The following is a 21,484-nucleotide window of genomic DNA, read 5'->3' as shown; positions in this document are numbered from 1 at the left end:
AGGAATGCGGCTATTAATTTCTTATTATATTGTAACGTAAAAGTAATTGATTAAATGGAATTTAAAACAATTGGTGTTCAACGGAATGGCAGCGTTTTCTTTCAGGAGAAAAAGGGGGATGTTAATGGGAATTATGAAAAGGAGTATCGCATTATTTATTGTACTTTGTTTTATGAGTCCGCTGGTTTTTAGTGCAAATGTACACGCGGAGGTTGTAACAGAGCTTAAGACTGGCTTTCCAGATCAAGAAGTATTTACTCCTGGAGAATGGTTTTTAGGTCAGAAACCTGCTAATTATGATGAGAATAAAACACCAATTCTCTTTGTACAAGGAAGAAATGGTAATGCGGATAGTTGGTATGGAAAGACAGTATATCATGAGATGAATGATATGTACGATTATGCTTTGAAAGCAGGCTATCAAACTGTATTTATTCAATTATATGATGCCTCGGGGAAAGGATCAGCTAGCCAATGGGACAATGGAAAATTGTTAGCACAAAAGCTTGAAGAGATTTATAATCATTTTGGCAAAAAAGTAAATATTGTAGCTCACAGTAAAGGTGGTATTGATACACAAGCTGCGTTAGTTGGATATGGAGCGAATCGATTTGTTGGAAATGTTATTACGCTTGCCACTCCGCATTACGGATCCAATTTAGCGGATTTATCATATAGTTGGTGGGCAGGATGGCTTGCCTCTATATTAGGTCAAAAAGATGATGGGACATATTCATTGCAAATAGGTGAAATGGCAAAGTTTCGTTCTACAATAGATAATAATCCTGCAGCTAAATTAAACCGTTACTATACGGCTACTGGGACAAGCTGGGGACCTGTTTTTTCAGCACTATCTATGGGCGGGTTGTATTTGTCATCATACGGTTCTAATGATGGATTGGTGAACGAATGGAGTGCTAAGTTACCATATGGAACACATTTATTTACAGATTCACGATTTGATCATGATAATATACGAAAAGGTTCAGCCGTTTTCGCACGAATTGAACCATATTTACGGACAGTAAATGTACCAGTACCAGCTTTATTAGCCCCGAGTAATAGTTCAGAGGATAAGGTAGAACAATTAAACACAACTTCTAATCAAGCTATTTTAGGAGGAGAGTTGTCACAAAATGAGTGGGTAGGACAAACTGTCGCAGTTGATAAAAAAGCAGAAGGGGTAGTTTCTATTTTAACAGCTTCTTCAGATGTAGAAATACAACTAATATCTCCAAAAGGAAAAGTTTATACAAATAAAGATAGTGCTGTATCTACTGGTGAAGGTGAATCTCTCTTTAAAGGAGCCACTATAAGAACATTTAAATTTGATAAAATGGAAGCAGGAGAATGGCAAGTTAAAATGATGGCGAAGCAGCCGAAAGATGCATATTTAATCGTGACCGATTACAAAAAAGATGCTCCGTTCGTCCTTCAAATGCCGGCAAAGGTTAAAGTAAATAAAGCAGAGTATAAACTCAAAAAATCACCTGTAGCTCCAGAAATGAAAGGCGATCTTTCAGTAACAGTACGAGTAATTAATAAAGATGGAAAATTAGTTTCTGAATCAAATGAATCGAAAAACATTAATACAACTACATTTACAGGTGCTTTGAAAAATATAGAACAGCCAGGTGTATATAACGTTACAATTGATATGAAAGGAATGAATAAGGAAGGACAACCTTATAATCGTACGATAGTTAAATCGGTTTATGTGGAGAAGTAGGAAAGAATGAATCGGTTTTAATAAAAAAAGTGCCGAATTCTTGTGGAAGAAGGATTTCGGCACTTTTTCATGTTTATTAGATGAATAGAAAAAGGAAAGCATTTTAATGAAACAGAGAAATGGAAAAAGCGATGATTAAGTTTCCAACTTAGTCGTCGCTTTTTATTTATGCAATTGAGCAGGAAGAAGACAAAAGATATCGAATGAATGTAATTATACAGAATTGTTTGCTTTTGGTATGAATAGTAGTTAAAGATACGTTAGTTATATTTCAAACCGTAAGAAAAGAGAGATTAAATAATAGAGGGAGCAACGTACATGGAAAATATATTAAAGGTATCCTCAAAATCAAGTCCAAATTCAGTGGCAGGTGCAATAGCCGGTGTACTAAGAGCAAGTGGCAAGGTAGAAATTCAAGTAATTGGAGCGGGTTCTTTAAATCAAGCGATTAAAGCAATTGCGATTGCAAGAGGTTTTGTCGCTCCAAGTGGAATTGATTTGGTTCTTGTTCCAGCGTTTCAAGAGGTTACTATCGATAATCAAGAAAGAACAGCAATCAAATTAATTGTAGGTCCTAGAAGGAGAAGGTCTTAATAGCGAACACTAATATAAGGGGATTTGAAAAGGCCAATAGACTCCAAAAAGTTAGACACGTTATTTCATTTGGTAGTTCCTTGGACACGGTATTGTACCGGACTCATGACTTTTAATTTCCCCTTTGATTTAGCGAGTTCTTCTAGAAGTTTAAAAATGCCAAATCCTTTGTGACATAAGGGATTTGGCATTTTTGAAGTTTTTATGTTTTTTTAAATAAACAATCCTAAAACTGCTCATTCTTCTCCCAAGATTCTACGATGTATCCCTATAAACATTGGTATATCAATGTTTATAGGGATTGTTTTCCCCTGATGCTCACATTAGAATTTTTAGGCTTTTATTTGATTTTTTCATAAGGTTTTATTACATTCTCAAAATTTTCTGCGGCTTGTTGCTGCATGTTTTGTGTGATATGGCTGTACTTGTCTAAAGTCATTTGAATGGAAGAATGGCCTAAGCGATCCTGAACGATTTTAGGGTGCTCTCCAGCTTGAAGCATGAGTGTAGCGTGAGTATTCGTAAGTCGTGTATACGAATTCGAGGAACACCAGCTTTTTTATAGTGATCATTCAAAAAGCGATGAGGAGCATCTATATGTAAGGGCGAATGTATCGTATTGCCGGTGAAAATAAAGGCCTCTTCATTCAAGTGTATACCCCAGCGGAAAAATTCTTTCTTTTTATAGGAATAGTAGGATTGTAACTGCCCTATAACAAAAGAAGAGATACTAACGCTTCTATTTGAAGACTTAGTTTTTGTAGCAGCTTTAAATTCATATGGAGAAAGAAGCAGGTTGGTCGGATGACACACCATATTTGGTGGTAGGTCTAGAAGATTAAACAAAAGCGTTATTTTAAAGCTAAAGAGCGCTTAAGAAAAGCGCCCTGCACCAAGATGTATATTGAAAGAGGAAACATGACATTATATGCATGATGTTTTAGAATGGTGTGATTTTAAAGCTTAATCTTCATTGAATAACAAATAAAAAGAGCACACATATAAGTATGCTCTTAAACAAGAAAAGTTGATTTCTATGAGTGGAGAGTCTCCATACAATAACATATGCTTGTCCAGTTTAAACGTGAAAAGTTATTTAACAAAAAGTTATTTGAATATATAATAAAAAACGCCCTCTTTCAATGTGAGGGCATATGAGTGAACGTGTCCTATATCCATTTCTTTTACAAGAAGAGTGAAGCCACTAGTTCGAATGGCTTATAAGTATCGTGTGCAGTTTAGCTAAAAGATATGTAAAAGAAGATAAAGAATTTATTTTATAACAAAAAAAGAGCGCTATTTGTAAGTGCTCTTGAAAGACGAGCATCAATAATAACAAGAGATCGATTCAATTGAATTGATGATTTTCTTATTTTAAGGTAAAAATTAAACGTAAAATAGGAGAACAGATACATAGGCTGTTCTCCTAAGGAGCGGGAATACTGAATTTGAAGTGCATCTCAAATGACAATCAATCAAGCATTTCATAAATAGTATGTACTTATGTTGAATTTTAATACAACAAAGCAGCTAGCTAATTAAGCTAACTGCGATGTTCTCAGTACTGTCTCTAAAGGATATGTGATTCGGCACAATTTCATGGGAAAACAATTATGGCTGTTAGCCCACCTATAGTATGTAAAATTTTTAGGGATTTATTCTTGGATTTTATAATAAAGAACCAATGAAAATAATATGGCAGACAGTTGGTAAGTGAAAACTGCCTGCCAAATGAATGAACAGCTGTGATTTGGAAAGATTGAGCTACATCTGTAATAGCTCATGGGTAGTATAGGTGAAAACTTAAAAGTTTATTCAGTGGGTAAAGTGAACTAAGCAAAAAATTCATTTGAAAATAAAATCAACATGTAAAAAAAGAGCACTGTAAACAAGTGCCCATCGATAAGGAGGTAACTCTTTGAGTGAGGTTCTTGCGATACTAAGATATGTTTAAGGAGCGTGGAATAAAACAAAATTTGTATAAGAATAACAAAAGACAAGAAATTTTACTTGTCCATGAGTTTAGAGGGTGAAATGCCCCTTTTAGCTGGCATGTAAGCAGTATATGTAATGAAATTGAGAATATAAAAAAAGCAGCTAGCAAAAGTTAACTGCTCGATACAAGGAGATACAGAGAAAACTACTTTAAATGAGTTTTGGCATACAGCCTATCTACATTATTGACGGAGTATTGAGTTTTATTCGGTCGAGCTCAAAAAGAACTGTATATTAGTGTTCTTCGGACCAAGTCTCTTACTAGTATCAGTCTGGCGTTATGTGTAAGAACTACAAGTGTATCCTGAAAATAATGCTTATTTATTCAAATGTAACTTCACAATTAGAGTAGAATCGCATCAATACTCTCACAGTTAACTACAGTGATATCTCCGTTTTCATCTATAAATGTAGCCAGGCATGATCTATTATGGAAACCTACAAATATAGAAGTTGTTAACATTGTGCCGTTAACTAAAAGTTGTTTTATTTTCTTTCCTAAGTAAATGGATAAAGCAATGAGTAGATTTAAAATCTAAGTGTTGTTTTTTCTTTTTAGTTCATACAGTTACTCATAATCTTTGTACTGTGTAACTCAAAAGAGAAAGTCTTATGAATTCAATGATAGCAAGGGATTTTGTGATTGGCTCAGTTACACACAATATAAGATATGGGTAAGTGAAGAAAAGGCATAAAAAAGGAGCGTAGTTCGTCAAACAGATGTAATGCTCTATTACTTTTAAGTTAAGAAATTCATTGTTTCCGATTAATTGCATCCGTTTTTTGTGATTGTTGTGATTTGAATCACAAGTCCGCCACAATTTGAACCATAATATTGCCATAAATCTTTTTTTACTCATAAACTTGCCATGTTTTTTATTAATGTAGCTTGATGGGCAGGTGGTGCAACCCTAATAGATTTGGGACCTCTCTTTGTATCACTATTCTTTAATTATCATATACATATAAAGTATTAAAATTAAATTTAAAAGGAGAAATATATTATATGACAAAATTGGAGGAACTAGAAAAAGATTTTAATCAAATGAAACTAGATTTAAAAGCTATACAACATGATATGAAAAATTTAGAAACAAGAATACTAGTAGCTGAAAAGGATGTTTTAACTATTAATAAACAATTAGATAAAATTAGTGCAAATACTACATGGATTTTACGATTAATCATAAGCGGATTGTTAACAGGAGTACTTGGTGTAGTAGCAAGAACCCTGTTATAAGAAAAAAGGATGTTGATCAATCAAAACGGATTTAGCGAAGCAAAGAGATTATTTGATTAACTAGCGTGGGAGCCCTTCAAGGATTGAGGGGCTCAAAGAGGACAGTCCTCCATAGGGTATACTCTTTACTGTGGATGTGGTTTACATATATTTTGACAGTCATAGAAATTACCTCCTGTTCTTAACAAGCGATAGGTGAAACAGTCTTGGACATTATAGGCAAACATTGAGGTTATAGGAGAATCGCCACAAACCGAAAGAACCATAAGCCTGCCCAAGCGGCAAAATTATGGTTCAAATCACAATTGATATTGATTTTTAAAAAATAAATATCTTTTAAAATTAAATACAATGTTCTACATTAACGTCTTTCGGGATCATTGTCTTTTTTTCTAAGACCAAATAATCCTACTAGTCCCAATAAACCAAGCCAAGCCCAATTATTATTTTTATTACGATTATTATTTAAATCATTTGTCGTATTTACATTTCGAGTTCTCACATCATTATTAACTCTATTCATGTGATAGTCATTAACTCTATTCGTGTTATAGTCATTAACTCGAGTTGTAATATTGTTATTGTTAACTCTATTCGTATTATATCCATCGTATTCAGCATGGACGCTTGTACCAAAAACCATAATAGTTAGTAATAGGGCACCTAAAATAGATGAAAGTTTTTTCTTCATGGTTTTCCCCTCCTTTCGTATTTAGTAATGTCTCCAGTTCCTTTAGACAATATTCGGTTGAAAATATATAAAACCATTTGAATTGAAATTCCGATAAACATCTTTAATTTTTATTATTAAAAGTACTTATAATAATGGATTAAGTTAGTTGAAATGTATTTATTCTTTATAAGAATAAATTTTTGGTAACGGTACATTCTATGAGAGGTAATTACTATATTTGGGTAAGGTGTTCCTTATGAGTTATAAGAATTTATTTTCTTTAATCCAGAACATGGTTGGGAAAATTTTTTCTATAGTAAGTATTGTTGCTAAAAGTCTAATTTCTTTAAGGAGGAATATTTTTATGGGTATTTTAAGTGGAAATCCACAAAATGAACCAATGCACTACGGAGAAGTCTTTGGGATTTGGAGTTACCTTGCAGCTGCACAAGGAGCAATTGCTGGATATCAAGTTCTTATTAACCACACAGGAGACGAGGATTTAAAGAAATTTTTAGAAAACCTTGTAGAGAATGATATCCAGTCAGAAGTTGAAGAATTAAAAAATATATTAAAATTAAATGGAGTTGCATTACCACCAGCACCTCCAGAAAGACCAGTTGCATCTATTGAAACGATCCCTCCTGGTGCTCGTATTAATGATGCAGAAATTGCAGCTAAAGTTTCTATGGATCTTGCTGCTGGCTTAGTAGCATGTAGTCAAGCTATGGGGCAATCTCTTCGAGAAGATGTTGGAATGATGTTTGGCCAATTTCATATGAAAAAAGCACAAGCTGGAGCTATATTACTTCGTCTGAATAAGAAAAAAGGTTGGATTATTCCGCCTCCATTACATGTTCTACAATCCGATCAAGCATAATACCTAAATAAATTTTAATCGACTCTTTATGGCTGTTGTATTGAAGTAGTCTAGGAAAATAAAGGTTATTAGCGAATTAAAATAAGTGGCAGAGTCGTGACCGTTTTTTGGCAGTAAATGTGCCGTTTGTTTTGAAATCAAAGTGATATATTTGTATTGTGAGAAATGGCGGAGAACATTGCTCGCAAAATTCCTTATAACTGAAAATGGATCGTCATAACCGGTGGCGATGGTTGTAGATTGGATGAACAGTCGTTTCTTGTTTTCACATTCAATTGCAATTCACGTTGTGTAAACGGAGAAGGGCTTTTGCTCTTCTTCCAGTTACTTAATATTGTTACCCAGATAAGTGTAAACAACGTTAGGTGGTTGGAAGAAGAATAAAACTTCATTTACCGTATTTATAGTAATAGCATAAGATTTTGACGAAAGGGCAACTGACACATGATTGCTCTTTTATAATGCCAAAAGTGTATAATTCGTGTGAGATTTGAAAAAATAGTATAGAATTATTTAGTTGGAGACAAACCTTTGTCATGGTTTACCGGTATGAGTGAATCGTTAACTACAGCGTCGGTTGATAATGGCGTAAGAGTAAAAACTGGAGGTTTTAGTGATTCTGAAGCAGCTAAAAAACTTCTTGAATATGCTCTGGAAAGAAAATGGTGGGTTGAACCATTTATTAGTAACGGTCAATTCTACTACATTATTGGTGGATTATACGAACCAAAGCTATCCGAATTTGAAAAGTGGGTGAAGGATAATGGTTAGTGGTGTACGAGGATATAAAGTACACAATAGCAGAGGCACAACATACTTATATTACGGCTAGTGATGCGTACGTGAATGTGAAGTAATACGAAGAAAAGACCGCCTATTACGGGCGGTGGATTTTTACTAATTATTTTTTAATGCTTGTTTTAACGTTTCAACTGTTTGTTCAAGCCATTCTATAGGATTAAGTTTTAAAGAAGGAAAATAAACTTCAGTATAGTCTTTAATGAACTTTTCTTTTTTTTGTGTAGATAAATCACTTTTTAAAAATTCAGTTATGTAATTTATAGTATTTTCTATACAAACTTTATGAGCTTCTTCTATAAATTCATTTAAGGCTTTTTCTGCTGTCCCCATATCTTGATGAAATGTTCCATCTAAAAAATCACTTAATTCTTCATACATATAATCTTTATCATTCATAAGTATCCTCCTAAATTTCTATCTTACGGGATATCCTGTTCGAATATAACTTCCTTGCCCGTCTTTTTTTTAGATAATTTTAGCATTAGTTACCTCTAAAACATTTTCAAATCCTCTTACAATAGATCAATCAATAACTTCATCACCTCTATACTTAAACGCTAGAGTTGGCCGGCTTGTTTTGCTATGATTCAGTTATCTAGTACAGTGTAACAAAGGATGTTTTTTGCTCACAAATGATATAAAAACACGTGAAAAAATATGAAATATATTTTTATAATAAAATGTAATGTGACAAATGAAAAGTGCCATGAATGCTTGTTAAATAAGCATTCATGGCACTTTTGTATTTTTTTATATTATACAAAATGAACACCATTAAAACTGCTCATTCTTCTCCCAAGATTCCACAATATAATGTGCAATCGTCGGATTAAATCCTTTACCAACTAAGAACATAATCGCAGCAACTTCTGTTAAAGCATGTTTGTGTGAGGTATGTTTCGCTTCATTTAAACCGTAATCTACCCAAGGTTTTACGAAATCAAGTACAGGTTTCTTTAAAGGTAAAAACTGTGTGCCGACAACTTGTTGGATTTGTTGTTGCGTTGGTTCTGTAATAGGTCCAGGTGGTAAAATTTGAGGCTGCGTAATATCGAATGTAGGTCCAGGTGGTAAAATTTGAGGTTGCGTCGGATCGATTGTTGGTGGTTTTGGTGGTGAGACACGTGCGTCGTAGTTGGGTTGATACATTTGTTGTTGGTATTGTGGTTGTTGTGGCTGAGTTGGGTATGGATTTTGTTGTTCTTGAGTTTGCTGAGTTGGGTATGGATTTTGTTGTTCTTGAGTTTGCGGTGCTGCATATGGATTTTGAGGATATTCATAATTTGGACGTGTGTCATATGGATTTTGTTGTTCTTGAGTTTGCGGTGTAGCGTATGGATTTTGTTCGTATTGTTGTTCTTGCTGTTGTAATTCTTGCTCCTCATATTGTTCAGCATATCTTTGTTCCTGATGTTGAGGATAAAGAGGTTGTTGTGGGTAAGGCGGTTGGTTATTATAGAACATTTTTATTCCTCCTTCATAATGATGCCTACCACCTAGTGTATGGGCGGACAAGAAAATATGTGATGAAAAAATGCGGGCGTGTTACAATAAGTAACTGGGTGAAGATAAAATGATAAAACAAGAAAAAATACAAAAAACAATAACTTTCGTAAAGCATATTTTAGAAAAAGATGCGAGTGGGCATGATTGGTATCATATTGAGCGCGTACATAAATTGGCGATTTCTTTATCCGAGCAAGAAGGGGGAAATCGTTTTATAATTGAAATGGCAGCATTACTTCACGATGTAGCAGATGAGAAGTTAAATGAGAGTGAAGAAGCAGGAATGAGAAAAGTTTCTGATTGGTTAGAAGAGTTACGTGTTGAAGAAGAGGAAAGTAAGCATGTTCTTCATATCATCGCCAATATGTCTTATAAGGGCGGTCATGGTGGCACAGTTGAGTCACTTGAAGGGAGAATTGTTCAAGATGCGGATCGTTTAGATGCTCTTGGTGCAATTGGAATAGCTCGAACGTTTGCATACGGAGGAGCGAAAGGGAGATTAATGTATGATCCAACTATCCCTCCTCGAGAAGTGATGACGAAAGATGAATATAGAAAAAATAATGATCCATCTTTAAATCATTTTTATGAAAAGCTTTTAAAACTAAAAGATTTAATGAACACGAACGCAGCAAAACAAGAGGCTGAAGTTCGTCATCGTTATATGGAACAGTTTATTGAACAATTTATGAAAGAGTGGAATGCACAAATATGAAAATGTTAACTGTGGAGAACTTATCGAAATCATACGGAGAAAAACCGTTATTTGATGGATTATCATGTAGTATTACAGAAGGACAACGTGTCGGAATTATCGGTGTAAACGGTACTGGTAAATCAACGTTATTAAAAATTATTGCAGGATTAGAAACTCCTGATACAGGTGATATGACGCATTCACGCGGATATACAATTAGTTATTTATCACAGCAACCAGAGTTTGATGAAAAACTAACAGTATTAGAGCAAGTGTTCCATGGTGATACACCTTTAATTCGTCTTCTTCGTGATTATGAACAATCGTTATTAAATATCGAAAAAGATCCAAGTAATGAAAAAGTACAGGAACAATTATTTGCAGTGCAGCAACGTATGGATGCGATGAGTGCATGGGAAGCAAATGCGAATGCAAAATCGTTATTAACGAAATTAGGAATTACTGATTTTACAGCAACTGTTGGAAACCTATCTGGTGGACAAAAAAAGCGTATTGCAATGGCGCAATGTTTTATTGAAACACCTGATTTATTAATTTTGGATGAGCCTACGAACCATCTTGACCATGAGACAGTTGAATGGTTAGAAGAATATTTAGCAAGATATACAGGTGCGGTATTACTTGTAACCCATGATCGTTATTTCTTAGATCGTGTGACAAACCGTATTTTTGAATTAGATAACGGTAAACTGTATAGCTACGAAGGAAACTACAGTACATTTTTAGAAGCGAAAGCACTTCGTGAAGAGCAAGAATCGGCACAAGAATCAAAACGCCAAAATTTATATCGTCGTGAACTTGCTTGGATTCGCCGTGGTGCAAAAGCCCGTTCTACGAAACAAAAGGCGCGTATTCAGCGTTTTGATGAGCTGAAGGGACAAGAAGGACCAGCAGCGAAGCAATCAGTTGATATTGCACTAAGTGGAAGTCGTTTAGGAAAGAAAGTACTTGAATTAAAAGATGTAACGAAAAAATTTGGTGATAAAACAGTATTACATAACTTTAATCATATTGTGAAGCCTGGTGATCGTATCGGAATCATCGGAGCAAATGGAAGCGGAAAATCATCACTATTAAATATGCTTGCAGGAAAATTCTCTCCTGATAGTGGTGAAATTGAAGTAGGACAAACTGTAAAAGTTGCCTATTATACGCAAGAAAATGAAGAGATGAATTTAAACCAGCGTATGATTGAATACATTAAAGAAATTGCGGAAGTTATTCATACGACAGACGGAAAAGTAATTGGCGCATCTCAAATGCTAGAACGTTTCTTATTCCTACCGCATTCACATGGAACAACGCTTGGTAAACTATCTGGTGGCGAAAGAAGACGGTTATATTTATTGCGTATTTTAATGGGAGAACCAAACGTACTATTACTTGATGAGCCTACGAATGATTTAGACACACAAACATTAACAGTGCTAGAAGATTATTTAGAAGATTTCCCAGGTGTCGTTTTAACTGTATCGCATGACCGTTACTTCTTAGATAAAGTAGTAGATGAATTGTTCATCTTTACTGGCGAAGGCGAAGTGCGTGAATTCCTAGGTAGTTATACAGAGTATTTAGAAATGGAAAAAACGAGAGAACTCATTGAGAAAGCAGAAGTTCAAAAGGAGAAAAAAGTAGTAGAAGAGGCTCCGAAACAACAACGTAAACGTAAACTTTCTTACAATGAGCAGCGTGAATGGGAAACAATTGAAGATACAATTGCACAACTAGAAGAGAAACTTGAATCAATTGGAGAAGAACTTACGAATGTTGGATCTGACTTCACAAAGGCCCAAGAATTATCTGAAGCAGGGCAGAAGATAGAAGAAGAGCTAGAAAAAACGATGGAACGATGGAGTGAACTATCCGACATCGTTGAAGGATTAAAATAAAAACAAGCTGCATATATTGAAAAGTAAAGAGAAAAACTTTACACTATTGGTAGAACCTATTTTAGGAGGGAAAAAATGAGAACATCTAATCCAATGTTGAAAAAAGAGGCATTCCGTAAAGAGGGAGCAAATACTTCTGCGATGACTATTGGCGGAACAGTAGGCAAAACGTTTATCATGCTTATCTTGCTGCTTGCAACGTCTGTCTATTCATACATACAAATGACGCAAGGTACGATGAAGATGCCAGTATTAATTGGTGCTTTAGTTATTGCGGCAATCGTTGCGTTTGCGTCTATATTCTTCCCACGCATATCACCTATCGGTGCGCCAATCTATGCAGCGGTAGAAGGGGTAGTGTTAGGAAGTATTTCAGCGGTTTATACAATGAAATTTGGCGATACTATCGTTTTAAACGCTGTATTACTAACAATTTCTATTCTATTTGCGATGTTAGTTTTATATGCAACGCGCGTAGTAAAAGTAACTGATAAATTCCGTACAGGTGTAATTGCGGCGACAATGGGAATTGCGGTAATGTATTTAATCGTATTCTTACTAAACATGTTCGGTGTTTCTGTTCCGTATATTCACCAAGGTGGTACAATTGGTATTATCATTAGTGCAGTTGTTATCGTAGTTGCTGCGTTAAACTTATTACTAGATTTCGATTTAATCGAAAGCGGTGCACGTAGCCAAGCTCCAAAATATATGGAGTGGTACAGTGCAATGGGTCTAATGATGACTCTAGTATGGCTATACTTAGAAATTCTTCGTTTCGTTTCTTACTTTACGAAAAATGACTAATGAAAAAATCCTGCATGAAATGTGCAGGATTTTTTTATTTTCAAAGATAAATCGAGTTTGTGGTATAATATGGATATTGGCAACTTGAATTGAAGGAGATGGAATATGATGAAAGATAAGAAAGGGATTATGAAAAAACTATTTTCTAAAAGTTTTTTCATAGAACTAGATGAAGCTTTAACGTATCCATCATCAGAAGTTATTACTTCAGCGATTGAAGGATACGCAGCTGAATGCAATGAAAGGCTAACATTTGAGAGTAAAGCTAAACCGATTACTTTTTACTTAGAAAATGTAATGTACTGTGCTGAAATAAAGATGGCTCGCGGTGGATATTACATCTCTTGCAGTGAAGTATAATATTTTTTGAAACCTTACATGTTTAAAATATGTAGGGTTTCTTTTTTACTTTTGTAAGATATAAAGTAATACTTTTTACTTACAAACATATTATTTTGCGCTTTTTACCCTTCAAACATTTTTCTTTACAATGAAGAAAAATATGTGAGGTGGTATAACTTATGATGAATCGAGTTGTATTAATCGGTAGATTGACAAAGGAGCCAGAATTATACTACACAAAACAGGGTGTCGCTTATGCACGGATATGTGTTGCGGTGAATAGAGGTTTTCGAAATAGTTTAGGTGAACAACAAGTAGATTTTATTAATTGTGTTGTTTGGCGAAGGTCGGCGGAAAATGTAACAGAATATTGTACGAAGGGGTCACTTGTTGGGATTACAGGGCGTATTCATACGAATAATTACGATGATGAGAAAGGAAAGAAAATATATAGAACTGAAGTTGTGATTGAGAGTATTACCTTTTTGGAGAGAAGGCGGGAGAGTGCATCGCAATAATATTAGAATTTTAATGATAGTTTCGGATTAATTAGGTGGAAAGAGAAAGTATGATGATGGGAAGAAATCAATAAAATTAAGCATCCGAGTAGGAGTATAAAGGGGTAACATGTTACAATACAGCTAAGAACACGCAATAAAGGAGAGTTTTTTACGTGAAGATTAAAGCAATTGAACCGACGCCAAGTCCAAATACAATGAAAGTTATTTTGAATGAAGTATTACCATCAGGAGCGCGTAATAATTATACAAATGAAAATAAAGAACAAGCACCAGTGCAAGTGCAAGAAATTTTGAAGATTGAAGGCATTAAAGGTGTGTATCATGTTGCAGACTTTTTAGCAGTGGAGCGAAATGCGAAGTATGACTGGAAAGTTTTATTACAACAAGTTCGTGCTGTTTTCGGTGAAGAAATAGTGGAAGAAAGCGAAGAACAACAACTTTCTCATTTTGGAGAAGTGAAAGTGTTTGTTCAAATGTTCTTTACAATTCCGATGCAAGTGAAGTTAACAGATGGAACCTCAGAAGAGCGTGTTGGTTTACCTGATCGTTTTAAAGAATCAATTATGAAAGTGCAAATGTCTGCACCTAACGTTGTGAAAGAGCGTAAGTGGGTAGAGCAAAGTACACGTTACGGTAATTTTGAAGAAATCGGGAAAGAAGTAGTAGAAGAAATTATTGCTGCTTATTCAGAAGAACGTGTAAATGAAACGGTTAAAGAATTATTAGATCAAGCAGGTGCTGTTGAAGTAACGATTCAAAAGCGTGAGCCATATAAAGTAACAGAAGAGATGATGAAAGATTCTGACTGGAAAAACCGTTTTGCAGCTTTAGAACAAATGGATCCAACGGAAGAAGATATGATGGTATTGAAAATGGCATTAGATGATGAGAAAGTATCTATCCGCCGTTTAGCAACAGCTTATTTAGGTATGGTAAAAGGTGATGGAGTATTGCCGTTATTATATAAAGCGTTATTAGATCGTTCAGTAAGTGTTCGTCGTACAGCAGGAGATTGCTTATCGGACGTAGGTGATCCAGCAGCGATGTTCGTTATGATTAAATCTCTGAAAGATTCAAGTAAATTAGTACGCTGGCGTGCAGCAATGTTCTTATTTGAACTTGGTGATGAAAGTGCAATTCCGGCACTAAAAGCAGCAGAAGATGATCCGGAGTTTGAAGTGGCGATGCAAGCACGTTTAGCTTTAGAACGTATTGAAGGCGGCGAAGAAGCAAAAGGATCAGTATGGAAGCAAATGACGGAGTCTCGTAAAGGGGAATAGTTTATGATTGTTTTCTATGATAGTTGGTGCCCGATGTGTACGGCGGTTGCAGAACGTACGAAAAGATTAGATAAAAAGGGTAAGATGAAATTTGTTTCATTTCGAGATGAAGATGTAGTTGAGAAGTATGAACTTTCTCAAGAATTACAAAGTAAGATGGAACAAAGATTGTATATTTTAAAAAATAATAAGTGGTATGACGGAATTCATAGCATTAACGTATTAGCAAAGGCCGTTCCATCTTATTGGTTTGCAGTACCTTTTATAAAACTATCTATCGTCCTTGGATTTGGAAATAAAGTATACGATTATATTGCCAACAATAGAAAACTTGTCCCAGTTGGACACTGTCGTGAAGGGGTTTGTGAAATCCCTTCAAAAAAATGAAATCATCGTTATCTTTCTTTTGCACCTATTAATAGAGCGTGATATGATGAATTTGGAATGAAAGTTGAAGGAGAGATACAAGATGTCAAATGCATATGAAGAATACATGCGTCAAATGGTAATTCCAATGCGCCAAGAGTTAGTGCGTTCTGGATTTGAAGAGTTAACTACAGAAGAAGCTGTAACAGAATTTATGGAGAATGCATCAGGTACAACTTTAGTAGTTGTAAACTCTGTTTGTGGTTGTGCAGCTGGTTTAGCACGCCCATCAGCAGGTCAAGCGGTTGTACGTGCTGAAAAACAACCTGATCATCTTGTAACTGTATTTGCAGGTCAAGATAAAGATGCTACTGTAAAAATGCGTGAATACTTCGGAGAAATTCCTCCATCTTCACCATCTATGGCATTACTAAAAGGAAAAGAAGTTGTTCACTTCATTCACCGTCATGAAATTGAAGGCGCAACAATGGACGAAATTATTACAAACTTAGAACAAGCTTTCGAAAAGAATTGCTAAAGTAGGGGGAGAGTGAATCTCCCTCTTTTCTTTATATAGAGGTGAAAAAATGATAGTAACAACAGCAGGAAGAACAAATAAAGAAATGAAAGATTATGCAAACAAGGTAGCAGCAGAATTAAATCTTTCTTTCGTTAAACGTAATGACATACCAGTACATAAACTGCATGAGCAGTATGAACAAGATGTACTTGTCGTAGGGAAAAATCGATTAGCCATTTATCCAAAAGGTACGGAAGAGTCGTTTTTCTTTCATCCAAACTCAGCAATGTTTCGTGTGAAAAGGCTAATGCGCGGAGAGCACGATCCGTTTGTACAAGCTGCTAAATTAGAGAGCGGAATGACAGTATTAGATTGTACGCTCGGTATGGCATCAGATAGTATTGTAGCTAGTTATATCGTTGGTGAGAATGGAAAAGTAACAGGGCTTGAAGGAAACGAATATATGGCTTATATCATGAAAAAAGGTTTGCAAACATGGTCTTCATTCGTTTCTGAAATTGATGAAGCAATGCAACAAATCGATGTGAAGCAAACGGAGCATTACGCATTTTTAACACAATGTGAAGATAATAGTTATGATGTCGTTTACCTTGATCCGATGTTTGAAGAAACTGTCATAGAATCAGATGGAATTAAAGGATTAAAACACTTCGCTTTGTATCATGATATTACTGACGAAACAATTGCGGAAGCGAAGCGTGTGGCGAGAAAGCGTGTCGTTCTGAAAGATCATTTCCGTAGTTCTAGATTTGAAAAACATAATTTTCACGTATACAAAAGAAAAAGTGCTAAGTTTCACTTTGGTGTAATTGACCCTTGCTAATTGTTTGAAAAGATGTATAATAAGCAATAATTAATTAAATATACTATCTGTGATGAAGAGAGTAGTCTTTTTCAGAAGGAAAGCGAGCTGGGGATGGTGTGAGCCTAGCGCGGAAGAAAAAGATGAAACGCACTTCGGAGATGCTTCTTGAATGAATAGTAGAGTAAGCCGAGGTCCCCTGTCCTCGTTATAAACGGGAAAGTGGTTCGAAATGAACAACAAGGGTGGTACCACGGGTTAAAACTCGTCTCTTTTTTAGAGACGAGTTTTTTGTGTTTTAAAAAATAAGGAGGTTATAGTATGAATTATAAAACGCAGTTTGCGAAAAGTTTATCGAATATTTTTACGAATGAATTAACACAAAATCAAATTTTAGATTTAATCGAAACACCAAAACAAGATGAATTCGGAGATGCAGCGTTCCCATGCTTTTCACTAGCGAAGCAATATAAAAAATCACCAGCTATTATAGCGAAGGAATTGGCGGAGAAATTAAATGATCCGTTCTTTACGAAAGTAGAGGCTGTTGGTCCTTATGTAAATGTATTTTTTAATCGTGAAACAGTAAGTGATGAAGTATTAAAAATAATTTTAGCGGAGAAAGAAGAGTACGGTCAAAATCACTTTGGATGTGAAAAAACGGTAGTTATCGATTATTCCTCTCCTAATATCGCGAAACCTTTTTCAATGGGGCATTTACGTTCTACAATGATTGGTAATTCGCTGAAACATATCGCCGAAAAATGTGGGTATGAAGTTGTCGGAATCAATTATATTGGCGATTGGGGCACGCAGTTTGGAAAGTTAATTACCGCATATAAAAAATGGGGAAATGAAGAGGTAGTTAAAGAGGATCCGATACGTGAGTTATTTAAGTTATATGTTCAGTTTCATGAAGAAGCAAAAGAGAACAAAGAACTAGAAGAAGAAGGACGATCATGGTTTAAAAAACTAGAAGAAGGAAATGAAGAAGCAGTCGAACTTTGGAATTGGTTCCGTCATGAGTCTTTAAAAGAATTTTCTCGTATTTATGAACTTCTCGGTGTGGAATTTACAAACTTTCAAGGAGAAGCTTTCTATAACGATAAAATGGAAGACTTTATTGGGATTTTAGAAGAGCACGATTTACTTGAAGAATCAGAAGGCGCATTAGTCGTTAATTTAGAAAAAGAAGGTATGCCGCCTTGCCTAATTAGAAAATCAGATGGTGCAACTATTTACGCAACGCGTGATTTAACAGCGGCATTGTATCGTCAAAACACATACGAATTTGATAAAGCACTATATGTAGTTGGCCCAGAACAAAGTTTACATTTTAATCAATTTTTCACTGTATTAAAAAAGCTCGGCTACAACTGGGTTGACGGGATGGAACATGTACCGTTCGGGTTCATATTAAAAGATGGTAAGAAAATGTCGACACGTAAGGGCAGAATTATTTTATTAGAAGAAGTGTTAGAAGAAGCTGTTGCGCTTGCGGAACAAAATATTGAAGAGAAAAATCCGAATTTAAAACAAAAAGAAGAAGTAGCAAAGCAAGTCGGTGTTGGAGCAGTTATCTTCCACGATTTAAAAAATGAGCGTATGCATAATATCGAATTCTCATTAGAAAATATGTTGAAATTTGAAGGAGAAACAGGACCATATGTGCAGTACACACATGCGCGTGCTTGTTCAATTTTAAGAAAAGAAAGTGTAGAATTTGAAACTTGTACGTTTGCATTAAAAGATGATTATAGCTGGAGTGTCGTAAAATTACTTAATAAATTCCCGCAAGTAATTGAAGCGGCCTTCAACAAAAATGAGCCATCTACTATTTCAAAATACGTATTAGATGTAGCACAAGCGTTCAATAAATATTATGGAAATGTTCGTATATTAGAAGAGAACGAAGAGAAAGAGAGTAGACTCGCATTAGCTTACGCTGTGACGGTTGTATTAAAAGAGGGATTACGTTTACTTGGGGTAGGGGCACCTGAGGAGATGTAAAATAAAAAATTTGTAACAAAAAGGCAAATCAGACGGTCATTAACCTGATTTGTCTTTTTGTATTTTCTTAAATAAATTCTTATTTATAAAGTGTTATACGCTACGAAGTGTAAGAATTCTATAATTTTGTTACTAAATCAATTAAAATATTTGTAGAGAGGATGGTCCGTATTGATTCGAAGTTTCATTTTAAAAATTCCTTGTCATAGACTACCAGAAAGGAGTTTTCTTAAACTACAAAAATACCTGCCTTTATGTGCGCGATGCACAGGTATGTTTATTGGCTTATGTATGTTTCCAATTTACTTTTTAATAACACCTTCGTTTAGTCTCTCATTAATGCTATCCTTTTTTGCTCAAATTCCATTATTAATTGATGGATTCACCCAAAAGTGGAAATGGCGAAGCAGCACAAATTTGCTAAGAGTAACTACTGGCTTATTAAGCGGTAATGGTATGGGAGTATTTATTGCATCTAGTATTATATGGATTACATCTTAAACCACATATCAACGGAGGTAGCTACTTACATGTTTTGGATTTACATAATTCTAATTTTTATAGCAGGTGGAAGTGGAATTGGTTTTATCATTCATGAAAAATATATAGAAGCAACAATAGCTTTTGTTATTTGCGTATTATTTATGGTGCTACTATATTTTTATTTAAAAAGAAGCAAAAAAAAGAGAAATTTGGATTGTGACGTAATAGATTGTACCGATTGCTCAGATTGTGATTGTACTATCTAAACTTCTATGTATTTCTTTTTTATGAAAAGGATTATATATCGTTTCAGGTATGTAATCCTTTTTATTTTTTTGAAAAATTAGTTTGTCAAATAGGTGGAGAGTAAAGAACATGTACGATTTAACGCAATAATTAGAACTAAAAATCTCTAAAAATATTAGAAACATAGGAATACGTTTATTGAATGGATAACTTTAGTTTTGTATATAAAAGGAGGAGTTGTAATTGGAAGAGTATGATTGGAATAGTAAGCTAGCGTATTTAAGAAATACGAGAGATTTATATTATAACGATGATTATTTAAGTTTTTTAGTGAATACAGTTTGGAAGATTACTGAACCGGTGCATATTGTTGATTATGGTTGTGGATATGGTTATTTAGGTTTAATTTTGTTGCCGTTACTTCCAAATGGATCAAAGTATACAGGTATTGATAGCGGGGAAGCATTAATAGCTGAAGCGAGAGAGTTGTTTCGTTCGCTTCCATATGAATCAGAATTTATTGAAGGAGATGCCACAGAAATTGAATTGGAAAATAAATATGATATAGCTGTCAGTCATGCTTTCTTATTACATATGAATTCGCCCAAAACGATGTTGCAAAAAATGATAAATTCAATTAAGGAGGGAGGAAAGATAATATGTTTTGAGCCGAATTGGATTTCTAATATGTCCTCATACATGCTAGACAGATTAATTCAATCGGAAATTATCCAGCTTGGTATTTTGCAGAAGTTATTTGAAGAAGATGCACACAGAAGTGGTAAAGATGGCAATATTGGCATGAAAATACCAATGTATTTAAGTGAATTAGGTGTTAAAAATATTGAATGTAGAGTAAGTGATAAAGTGAATTTTTTAGATCCTAATTTAAATCAAAATGATAAGCAGGGATTATATAATTCTCTAAAAGAAGAGGGGATTGCTAGTAATCCAGGTGAAAAACAACAATTTATAGACCGTTTAATGAGTCGGGGCTTAACATTTGCTGAAGCGCTCGCTCAATATGAAGCAGAACTACGATTTTTTGAAGTGTTTCATATACATTCTGCTTTGGTATATGCCCCTAATATGAAAATTACATACGGTGAAATAAGGAGATAAATTTAATGTTAGAAAAGTAGGGATATAATGAGAATTGCTACCCTCAACATTTGGAATCATCAAACTTTGTGGTCAGAAAGATTAGAGGCTATTTGTGAGGAAGTTCAAAATGTTGCTCCTCATATTCTTGCTCTACAGGAAGTTAGAAGTTGTGTTACTTATGGACCAAAGAAAAATGTTGCGCAGTATATAGCGGATCAATCTGGATATCCGGTTTGTGTATTTAAAGAGTATCCAGATTCTCCAGATGAAGGCCTAGCTTTTTTAAGTAAAATTCCTATCTTAGCTGAAGAAGCTATTTGGGAAACAGGTATAGAGGAATCGAATTATTGTGCCATTCGAATTATGTTAAAATATAAAGAGTATAAGCTCGGGATAACGAATGTTCATTTAAATTGGAAATCTAGTAAGGTAAGAAAAGAGCAAATGAATACCGTGAATAATTGGATTAAAAACAGAGGTAGTGGCTACGAATTATTATGTGGTGATTTTAATGATGATCCACATTCAGGGGTGCATCAATACTTAATAAGTAATCAATGGATAGACGTGGCTCAGCTTAAAGAAAATCAAGATAACATTCTTGCTCAGCCAACTTTAGATTATGGAAAGAATACAAATTTAATAGGGGATGAAAAGCAAGAAGAACGATATGATTGGATTTTGATACAAGAGAAGGATTCGTTTGAATCTCTAAATATAGAAAATGTATCTGTATTTGGAGATTTAGCATTAACTTCATCACACGTATTTCCAAGTGATCATTACGGCGTTTTTATGGATTTAAAATTTGATAAGTGAAATAAAAGATAGGATGATTGTCATTTTTTTAGGTAAATCGATATATCTTATCAAATCGTTGATCTATTGTAAGTTACAATAGATATTCAGGAAATCGTTAATATAATTTCATCCACTGAATGAAGCCTCAAAAAAGAA

General features: G+C 34.6%; 22 protein-coding genes, 1 pseudogene and 1 other annotated feature. Of the genes and pseudogenes, 19 read left to right on the top strand and 4 right to left on the bottom strand.

The annotated features are described in order from the left end of the window. Positions 1-118 precede the first annotated feature (118 nt). Both B5P42_RS15245 and B5P42_RS15240 read left to right on the top strand, forming a co-directional pair. Positions 119-1,729 carry a lipase family alpha/beta hydrolase gene (locus B5P42_RS15245; protein WP_370445710.1) on the top strand — a complete coding sequence of 537 codons (1,611 nt, stop codon included), beginning with the start codon at positions 119-121 and terminating at the stop codon, positions 1,727-1,729. A gap of 318 nt (positions 1,730-2,047) precedes the next feature. Beyond that, the gene (locus tag B5P42_RS15240; RefSeq protein ID WP_002035358.1) at positions 2,048-2,323 is read left to right on the top strand and encodes a stage V sporulation protein S; all 276 of its coding nucleotides are present in this window, start codon (positions 2,048-2,050) and stop codon (positions 2,321-2,323) included. Between the two features lie 340 nt (positions 2,324-2,663). On the opposite strand, the pseudogene B5P42_RS15235 reads toward B5P42_RS15240, so the two are convergent. Beyond that, positions 2,664-3,097 (bottom strand): annotated as a pseudogene (locus B5P42_RS15235) (tyrosine-type recombinase/integrase); the annotation flags it as partial. Positions 3,098-5,324: 2,227 nt separating this feature from the next. Here B5P42_RS15235 and B5P42_RS15230 point away from each other — a divergent pair. After that, positions 5,325-5,558 carry a hemolysin XhlA family protein gene (locus tag B5P42_RS15230; protein ID WP_002165181.1) on the top strand — a complete coding sequence of 78 codons (234 nt, stop codon included), beginning with the start codon at positions 5,325-5,327 and terminating at the stop codon, positions 5,556-5,558. Positions 5,559-5,919: 361 nt separating this feature from the next. On the opposite strand, the gene B5P42_RS15225 is transcribed toward B5P42_RS15230, so the two are convergent. Further along, positions 5,920-6,249 carry a WGxxGxxG family protein gene (locus B5P42_RS15225; RefSeq protein WP_113734565.1) on the bottom strand — a complete coding sequence of 110 codons (330 nt, stop codon included), beginning with the start codon at positions 6,247-6,249 and terminating at the stop codon, positions 5,920-5,922. 346 nt (positions 6,250-6,595) lie between these two features. Here B5P42_RS15225 and B5P42_RS15220 point away from each other — a divergent pair, with 346 nt between their 5' ends. Then, on the top strand, positions 6,596-7,111 hold the full coding sequence (locus B5P42_RS15220) for a DUF3231 family protein (protein WP_000512143.1): 516 nt from the start codon (positions 6,596-6,598) through the stop codon (positions 7,109-7,111). Between the two features lie 531 nt (positions 7,112-7,642). Continuing rightward, positions 7,643-7,882: a hypothetical protein gene (locus tag B5P42_RS15215; protein WP_258397501.1), complete on the top strand. Its 240-nt coding sequence runs from the start codon at positions 7,643-7,645 to the stop codon at positions 7,880-7,882. Positions 7,883-8,008: 126 nt separating this feature from the next. On the opposite strand, the gene B5P42_RS15210 is transcribed toward B5P42_RS15215, so the two are convergent. Together B5P42_RS15210 and B5P42_RS15205 are read right to left on the bottom strand one after the other, a co-directional pair. After that, complete coding sequence (locus B5P42_RS15210) at positions 8,009-8,308, bottom strand: contact-dependent growth inhibition system immunity protein (RefSeq protein WP_113734564.1); 300 nt, start codon at positions 8,306-8,308, stop codon at positions 8,009-8,011. Positions 8,309-8,686: 378 nt separating this feature from the next. Then, positions 8,687-9,376: a hypothetical protein gene (locus tag B5P42_RS15205; protein WP_113734563.1), complete on the bottom strand. Its 690-nt coding sequence runs from the start codon at positions 9,374-9,376 to the stop codon at positions 8,687-8,689. 109 nt (positions 9,377-9,485) lie between these two features. On the opposite strand from B5P42_RS15205, the gene B5P42_RS15200 reads away from it, so the two are divergent. The 14 genes from B5P42_RS15200 (at position 9,486) to B5P42_RS15135 (ending at position 21,346) form a co-directional block, all read left to right on the top strand. Continuing rightward, positions 9,486-10,133, top strand: coding sequence for an HD domain-containing protein (locus tag B5P42_RS15200; RefSeq protein ID WP_113734562.1), 648 nt, complete (start codon positions 9,486-9,488; stop codon positions 10,131-10,133). Further along, positions 10,130-12,025: an ABC-F family ATP-binding cassette domain-containing protein gene (locus B5P42_RS15195; RefSeq protein ID WP_002127139.1), complete on the top strand. Its 1,896-nt coding sequence runs from the start codon at positions 10,130-10,132 to the stop codon at positions 12,023-12,025. Before B5P42_RS15200 ends, B5P42_RS15195 begins: the two co-directional genes overlap by 4 nt. Positions 12,026-12,100: 75 nt before the next feature. Next, positions 12,101-12,832: a Bax inhibitor-1/YccA family protein gene (locus tag B5P42_RS15190; RefSeq protein WP_113734561.1), complete on the top strand. Its 732-nt coding sequence runs from the start codon at positions 12,101-12,103 to the stop codon at positions 12,830-12,832. A 105-nt stretch (positions 12,833-12,937) separates the two neighbouring features. After that, positions 12,938-13,192 (top strand): DUF4318 domain-containing protein, encoded by a 255-nt coding sequence (locus B5P42_RS15185; protein WP_097831901.1) that lies wholly within the window; start codon positions 12,938-12,940, stop codon positions 13,190-13,192. A 161-nt stretch (positions 13,193-13,353) separates the two neighbouring features. Continuing rightward, a complete protein-coding gene (locus B5P42_RS15180) occupies positions 13,354-13,692 on the top strand; it encodes a single-stranded DNA-binding protein (protein ID WP_113734560.1) in 339 nt (112 codons plus the stop codon). 155 nt (positions 13,693-13,847) lie between these two features. Beyond that, positions 13,848-14,975, top strand: coding sequence for a conserved virulence factor C family protein (locus B5P42_RS15175; protein ID WP_016094150.1), 1,128 nt, complete (start codon positions 13,848-13,850; stop codon positions 14,973-14,975). A 3-nt stretch (positions 14,976-14,978) separates the two neighbouring features. Then, positions 14,979-15,362: a thiol-disulfide oxidoreductase DCC family protein gene (locus B5P42_RS15170; protein WP_044441980.1), complete on the top strand. Its 384-nt coding sequence runs from the start codon at positions 14,979-14,981 to the stop codon at positions 15,360-15,362. Positions 15,363-15,444: 82 nt separating this feature from the next. Next, positions 15,445-15,879, top strand: coding sequence for a BrxA/BrxB family bacilliredoxin (locus B5P42_RS15165; RefSeq protein WP_002012568.1), 435 nt, complete (start codon positions 15,445-15,447; stop codon positions 15,877-15,879). Positions 15,880-15,928: 49 nt separating this feature from the next. Further along, positions 15,929-16,705: a class I SAM-dependent methyltransferase gene (locus B5P42_RS15160; protein ID WP_063219648.1), complete on the top strand. Its 777-nt coding sequence runs from the start codon at positions 15,929-15,931 to the stop codon at positions 16,703-16,705. A gap of 40 nt (positions 16,706-16,745) precedes the next feature. Continuing rightward, positions 16,746-16,960 (top strand) — a binding site (T-box leader). A gap of 45 nt (positions 16,961-17,005) precedes the next feature. Next, positions 17,006-18,694: an arginine--tRNA ligase gene (gene argS, locus B5P42_RS15155; RefSeq protein WP_113734559.1), complete on the top strand. Its 1,689-nt coding sequence runs from the start codon at positions 17,006-17,008 to the stop codon at positions 18,692-18,694. A 171-nt stretch (positions 18,695-18,865) separates the two neighbouring features. Continuing rightward, positions 18,866-19,195: a DUF2085 domain-containing protein gene (locus B5P42_RS15150; RefSeq protein ID WP_113734558.1), complete on the top strand. Its 330-nt coding sequence runs from the start codon at positions 18,866-18,868 to the stop codon at positions 19,193-19,195. A 29-nt stretch (positions 19,196-19,224) separates the two neighbouring features. Next, a complete protein-coding gene (locus B5P42_RS15145) occupies positions 19,225-19,443 on the top strand; it encodes a hypothetical protein (protein ID WP_002189452.1) in 219 nt (72 codons plus the stop codon). Between the two features lie 223 nt (positions 19,444-19,666). Next, on the top strand, positions 19,667-20,545 hold the full coding sequence (locus B5P42_RS15140) for a class I SAM-dependent methyltransferase (protein ID WP_113734557.1): 879 nt from the start codon (positions 19,667-19,669) through the stop codon (positions 20,543-20,545). 27 nt (positions 20,546-20,572) lie between these two features. Further along, the gene (locus B5P42_RS15135) at positions 20,573-21,346 is read left to right on the top strand and encodes an endonuclease/exonuclease/phosphatase family protein (protein ID WP_113734556.1); all 774 of its coding nucleotides are present in this window, start codon (positions 20,573-20,575) and stop codon (positions 21,344-21,346) included. Positions 21,347-21,484: the final 138 nt, after the last annotated feature.

It is taken from the genome of Bacillus sp. SRB_331 (genome assembly GCF_003264175.1).
Taxonomy (GTDB): domain Bacteria; phylum Bacillota; class Bacilli; order Bacillales; family Bacillaceae_G; genus Bacillus_A; species Bacillus_A mycoides.
Note: the sequence above shows the minus strand (reverse complement) of the source record. Positions and strands in the feature narration are given on the sequence as shown.